5 protein-coding genes are annotated in these 6,000 nt (G+C 37.3%); 3 read left to right on the top strand and 2 right to left on the bottom strand.

Annotated features, from left to right (window positions below; all coding sequences use genetic code 11):
* The 3 genes from TS1_RS09620 to TS1_RS09610 all read left to right on the top strand — a co-directional run.
* On the top strand, positions 1-1,063 hold a 1,063-nt coding region (locus tag TS1_RS09620; RefSeq protein WP_068710191.1), incomplete at its 5' end, for a gluconate:H+ symporter.
* Between the two features lie 32 nt (positions 1,064-1,095).
* Positions 1,096-2,649, top strand: coding sequence for a gluconokinase (gntK, locus tag TS1_RS09615; protein WP_068710188.1), 1,554 nt, complete (start codon positions 1,096-1,098; stop codon positions 2,647-2,649).
* Positions 2,650-3,089: 440 nt separating this feature from the next.
* The gene (locus tag TS1_RS09610; RefSeq protein ID WP_068710186.1) at positions 3,090-3,968 is read left to right on the top strand and encodes a GH25 family lysozyme; all 879 of its coding nucleotides are present in this window, start codon (positions 3,090-3,092) and stop codon (positions 3,966-3,968) included.
* Between the two features lie 82 nt (positions 3,969-4,050).
* Here the strand turns inward: TS1_RS09610 and TS1_RS09605 are convergent, their stop codons facing one another.
* Both TS1_RS09605 and TS1_RS09600 read right to left on the bottom strand, forming a co-directional pair.
* The gene (locus TS1_RS09605; RefSeq protein WP_068710185.1) at positions 4,051-5,331 is read right to left on the bottom strand and encodes an NAD(P)H-dependent oxidoreductase; all 1,281 of its coding nucleotides are present in this window, start codon (positions 5,329-5,331) and stop codon (positions 4,051-4,053) included.
* Positions 5,332-5,349: 18 nt separating this feature from the next.
* The gene (locus TS1_RS09600; protein ID WP_068710183.1) at positions 5,350-5,961 is read right to left on the bottom strand and encodes an NADPH-dependent FMN reductase; all 612 of its coding nucleotides are present in this window, start codon (positions 5,959-5,961) and stop codon (positions 5,350-5,352) included.
* Positions 5,962-6,000 lie beyond the last annotated feature (39 nt).

The raw sequence follows: 6,000 nt of genomic DNA, 5'->3' as shown, positions 1-6,000 counted from the left end.
TAAATTTGGCAAAAGACAGATTCAAATTGCTGTTATTGTTGCTTCTTTTATTGTTGGTCTAGCGTTATTTTTTGAAGTAGGTTTGGTTGTCTTGCTTCCTATTATTTTTGTCATTGCCAAGGAATTAGAAATTCCGCTTTTAACATTGGCGATTCCAATGGCTGCCACATTAAATGTTATGCACGGTTTTATTCCGCCTCATCCAGCGCCAACCGCAATTTCAGGAATTATGAGTGCAGATATTGGGCAAGTGATTTTATATGGGTTGGTTGTTGCTATTCCGACTATTATTGTTTCAGGGCCTGTTTTTAATTCTTTTTTACGTAAATTTTATCCTAGGGTTTATCGCATCCAAGAAAAAATTCCTGGCTTAGGCGAAGTAAAAGAATTTAAGCTAGAGCAGACACCGTCTTTCTGGATGAGCGCTAGTACCGCTATGATGCCAGTGATTTTAATCGGAATAGCGACTGTTTTAGGTAGTTTTTTAAGCGGAGGTGCTTTACAACAGGGGATTGAATTTATCGGTGAACCTGATGTCGCAATGTTGTTATCATTGTTATTTGCGATGTATACCATGGGCTATAAACAAAACCGTTCAATGAAAGAAATCAGTACGACCATTGAAGAAGCTGTGACACAAATTGCGATGATGTTATTCATTATTGGCGGAGGCGGTGCGCTTAAGCAAGTATTGGTTGAAGGCGGAATTTCAGAATATATTTCTTCATTGTTTACAGATATCAACCTTTCGCCAATTTTTGCTGCATGGCTTGTCACTGCTATTTTACGTGTAAGTTTAGGTTCTTCTACAGTAGCTGCTATGACGGGTGCAGGTCTGGTTGCACCTTTAATTGCACAAACGGGAGTGAACCCAGCTTTAATGGTGCTTGCAGTAGGAGCAGGTAGTATTTTTGCTGACCACGTCAATGATGCTGGATTTTGGATGATTAAAGAATATTTTGGCCTTTCGTTAAAAGAAACATTTATTACTTGGACAACGCTTACTTCTGTACTATCCGTAACCGGGCTGGTTTGTGTTTATGGTCTTTCTTTAATATTGTAAAATGATAAGAGCAGGAAAGGATGTTTTAGTCGATGGATTATATTATTGGAATGGATATTGGTACAACGAGTACCAAAGCCGTTTTGTATGATTTAAAGGGAAATGTGATTGATCATACCAGTCATTCCTATGAATTGTATCGTGACGCAACAGGTATGGCTGAACAAGAACCTGAAGAGATTCTTGAAGCTGTTACTTTAGGTTTAAGAAAAGTGATTCATTCAATCAACTGGCAAAAAGATAAATTAAAAGCTGTTTCTTTTTCGAGCGCTAATCAAAGCTTAATTGCCCTGGATGAGAATTATCAACCACTAACACGTATTATTACCTGGGGCGATACACGAGCAGCTGCAGCAGCTGAGAAAATTAAAGATTCAGATAAAGGACAAGAGCTATATGAACGTACAGGCACACCGATTCATCCCATGTCTTTGTTATGTAAGATTTCTTGGCTAAAAGAAGATGTCCCCGAAGTTCATCATAAAGCGGCTTATTATTGTGGCATTAAAGAATATGTTCTTTATCGTTTATTTGGCATATGGCAGATGGATGTTTCTGTTGCCAGCTGTACTGGCATGTACAATATATTTGAACTACAGTGGGATAGAAAAGCTCTAGCACTCGCTGGAGTGAAAGAAGAACAATTACCTAAAGTTGTAGATGCTTATGAACAATTTTCCGGCATGAAAAAAGAGTATACCAAAATTACCGGTTGTCCACAAGATGTTACTTTTGTTCAAGGAGCATTTGATGGCGCACTGTCTAATTTAGGAGTTAATGCCATTGATAAAGGTGTGGTTGCGGTGACAATTGGCACATCTGGAGCGATTCGGATGGTTAGTGACCACCCAGTCATTGATCCAAAAGGACGAATCTTTTGCTATGCATTAACGAAGGAACTATGGGTCATTGGCGGTCCGGTGAACAACGGAGGTGTCGTTTTTTCTTGGGCACGTGATAATTTATTTGATGCTGAAAAAAGTACAGCTGACCTTTTGCAAAAAGACAGCTATGATTTATTAACTGAGATTGCTGCACGAGTACCTGCAGGTTCGGATGGCTTATTATTCCATCCCTTTTTAGGAGGCGAACGGGCACCTATATGGGATGCAAATGCGCGCGGTTCATTTTTCGGCTTGACGCAAATGCATACACGCGCACATATGGTACGCGCTGTCCTTGAAGGAATTGTCTATAATTTATACACCGTCCTTTTAGCCTTAGAAGAAGTGGTCGGACAACCTGAATCTATTTTAGCAACAGGGGGCTTTGCTCGTTCAAAATTATGGCGTCAAATGTTATCAGATGTCTTTGAACGGCCTGTAACGATTCCACAGGCGTTTGAATCTTCTTGTTTAGGTGCTGCAGTCGTTGGAATGAAGTCTATCGGCGTGATTGACCAATTAGATGAAGTTCAAAACTTTGTCGGTAAAACCAAAACCTATGCCCCTAACCCTGATCATTTTGCTGTCTATCGCGAATTAATACCGATTTACATTCGTTTAACACGACAATTAAAAACAGAATACCAAACAATTGCGGATTTCCAACGTAAATATGCGCAAAAAGAGGCAAATTCTGAATAAAGTTTTTATCGTAAAGTAAGGGTGATTAGATAAAGTAAATTAAAGAAAGACGGTAAGGCAATTTTGGAGATAAGAGCGATTATTATTAACCAATATGCCGGCAAAGAGCAACTGACAGAAAGTAAAATGATACTACCAGAGTTAGAAAAAGGTCAAGTTTTAGTAAAGGTTAAAGCTACGAGAAGGATACTTGCAGTAAATTCATCCATAAATTTTAGTGATATAGCTGATTGTTTTTAAATAAGAAAGCTCCTTTTATAAGTATGTATGTTTAGGTTGAACTGCTACTAATAAAAGGAACTTTTAATTTGTTATATTCTTTTATTACTACGAAATGAAATTGAATATAGCTGGTAAATGCTTGTCTTGCAATTAAAATCTCGCAAAATAAATAGTTTACATTATAAACGCTTACTGGTAGTGTAAAAAGTAATAAAAATATGCTAGAAAGGATGATTTTTATTTATTTAAATAAAAGTAAAAAGAAAAATATATTAATAAAAGCAAGTATAACTGCTTGTTTCATTTTTAGTTTCTTAGCAGTCAGTAACAATGGACAAGCACAAGAAGAAGCTACTATAAAGAATACAATGTCTTATACAGGCGAACCTGCTGTGTCTAAATTTAACCAAGCGGCTGCTAATACTTCTACCGATGTATTTAACATTGGGGATGCAACACGACCTCCACAAGATGCGATTGATGTTTCTTCTTATCAAGGAGAGATGACCCAAAATGATTATAAAATTTTGGCTGATAAAGGCGTTCAGTCTGTGGTGGTAAAAACCACTCAATCCGCTAATTATACAAATCCTTATGCACTTGAACAAATAGAATTTGCTGCTAATGCGGGGCTGAATGTCAACCTTTATCATTATGCAAATTTTGCCACTGCTAAAGAAGCTAAAGCAGAAGCAAACCATCTGCTGTCTTTCTTGCAGAAAAATAAATTGAATAAGAAAGTAAAGATTTTTGCTGATATGGAAGACTCATCGACTGAAAATGTCAACGTTGCTGCTTATTTAAACGATTTTTGGAAAGTGCTAGCAGATAAAGGATATGAAAACCATGGTGTTTATACGGGAGCTGGTTATTTATATCGAAGTGCTGTCAGTAATACGGTGGGCGCCGAAAATACATGGATGGCTCAGTATCCATATGAACCTTCAAAAGATGACTTGTGGCAGACAGATTATGGCGCTTGGCAATTTAGCCCTACGGCTACCATAGCTAAAGGAAATTATAGCGGTTATCTTGATGTTTCTAGTGATTATACTGGATTATTTGAAGGAGGAGCCGGAACTCAGCCTTTTAAGTAAAAGATTTCTATTTTGATAAATACCAAAAAACTGATTATTACGTTTGTTTTAACGTAATAACCAGTTTTTTTTATCATCAAAATTAAGCTTTAACAGAAGCGCTAGAAACACTATCGACATTTGTACTTTCTGAAGCACCGGATACGCTATCGGCTTTTGAAGTCGCTTTTTCTGAAGCACCAGAGACGCCATCTACTTGTTCATCTTGTTTTGTAGAGGCGCTAGAAGTTGCATCCACTTCGACTGTTTCGTCTTTAGCAAGGCGTTGGCCAGTTTGTTGTAAGTACCAGTCAATAATCGGTTGAAAATCGAGTACATATTCGTTAACGCCCATATAATTGTCTTTTTCATCACGCATTGCTTGATAGCTATGAACAACATATTTGTCTGGACCATGTGTTGGTACATGGATACGAACGACATCTTGCTTTCCATGACGCAATTGAGAAAGCACCCACTTAACATTTTTATAAGTAGCAGGTGGATGACAGTTTGCTAGCGGATTACCAACTTGTCCGGGAACACGTCCGGCAAACATGTCTGCTTTATCCTCGGTATAATTATAGAATAAGAATTGGTTATTGCTATCGGCAAAGGTTATTTCCATTGGCATTGAAGCTAAAAGGGCATTTAATTGGTTAACAGTTAAGACACCACGGTTTAATTTCACATAAGTGTCTCCTTGCGCCGCATTTACTTTTTCACTAGCTTGTTCTACCCAATCTTCAGCTGACATATCCACGCCTTCAATCGTGGTATCGATTTTACCTGTTGCTTCCAAATCTTCTTCAGCGGATAAGTCTTTTTGCGGTTCATTGACTGAAGAAATTACTTTAATGAATTTAACAAATTTTTCTAAACAAGTTTGTAAGAAATCGATTGTTCCTTGATCTTTCAAGTTATTCTGTTCATCAAAAGCTTCCTTTACTTCGCCCAAAAGAAATTCATTTCCTGGCATAACAATAGCATTCACACCGGGAGCTTCTAAAATTTGACGTAAATGTAATTGTGCTCGAGAGGAGCCTTGGTCATAATAAGAAGCACCTACAATCATAACGGGCTTATTTGAAAGAGGTTGGATTTTAAATGATAACCACTCAAGCACACTTTTTAGCCCAGCTGGAATGGAATGATTATGTTCAGGTGTTGCAATGATAACACCATCTGCAGACAAAATTTTACGATTAAGTTTTTGAATGGGAGCACTGTCGGTTTGATCATGACTCTGGTTAAACAGGGGCACATCTTTGATTTCTAAAAGTTCAATGTCAACAAATGTTTTAAAATGCTTTTTTATATATTGTAATAATAAACGGTTGTAGGAAAAATCGGCGTTAGACCCTACGATTCCAACTAATTTCATAAAAAAACTCTCCTTTTTCTAAATGGTTTCCCAATCAAAATTTTCAGCTTCTTGTTGATTGGCTTCATGAGCATTTGTTAACTGATTTGTGAGTTCTACAAAAGCTTGAAAATCTTTGAACAAACCATCTAACCTTTTGACTTGGTTTTGATCTTTTAACATATTATTTTCATCAAAGGCCTCCAGTGAATGGCCGAGTAAGAATTCTGAGCTGGGCATGATGCGTGCTTTTAGTTCAGGCGCATCAAGTATTTGTCGTAAATGTGATTGGGCACGGGAAGAACCTAATGTCCCATAAGAAGCGCCAGTAATCATCACAGCCTTATCTACAAAAGGATAAATTCCATAAGAAAGCCAGTTTAAGGCGTTGGTTAAAGCAGCCGGAATCGAATGATCATATTCTGGAGTGCTGATAATGACCCCATCTGATTGATGAATCTTTTCAGCTGCGTTTTTTACAACTTCTGGCAATTGATTTGTTTCTGGTTTATTGAAAACAGGAAAATTTTTAATTTCCATCAATTCAATTGTTGCTTTATCTGCTGAAAAATGCTTTTGCATAAACTGTAGTAATTTTCGATTGGTAGAATTATCCGAATTGGTGCCCACTAACCCAATAAAATGGTTCATAAGAAAACTTCCTTTCTGACAAGTAGTATAACAATAGAT

The organism is Tetragenococcus solitarius NBRC 100494 (assembly GCF_001544195.1).
Lineage (GTDB): Bacteria > Bacillota > Bacilli > Lactobacillales > Enterococcaceae > Tetragenococcus > Tetragenococcus solitarius.
This window is presented reverse-complemented; position numbering and strand designations above follow the sequence as displayed.

Coding starts and splice junctions, on each gene's coding strand:
- gntK (WP_068710188.1), top strand. CDS start 1,096: ATGGATTATATTATTGGAATGGATATTGGTACAACGAGTACCAAAGCC.
- TS1_RS09610 (WP_068710186.1), top strand. CDS start 3,090: ATGCTAGAAAGGATGATTTTTATTTATTTAAATAAAAGTAAAAAGAAA.
- TS1_RS09605 (WP_068710185.1), bottom strand. CDS start 5,331: ATGAAATTAGTTGGAATCGTAGGGTCTAACGCCGATTTTTCCTACAAC.
- TS1_RS09600 (WP_068710183.1), bottom strand. CDS start 5,961: ATGAACCATTTTATTGGGTTAGTGGGCACCAATTCGGATAATTCTACC.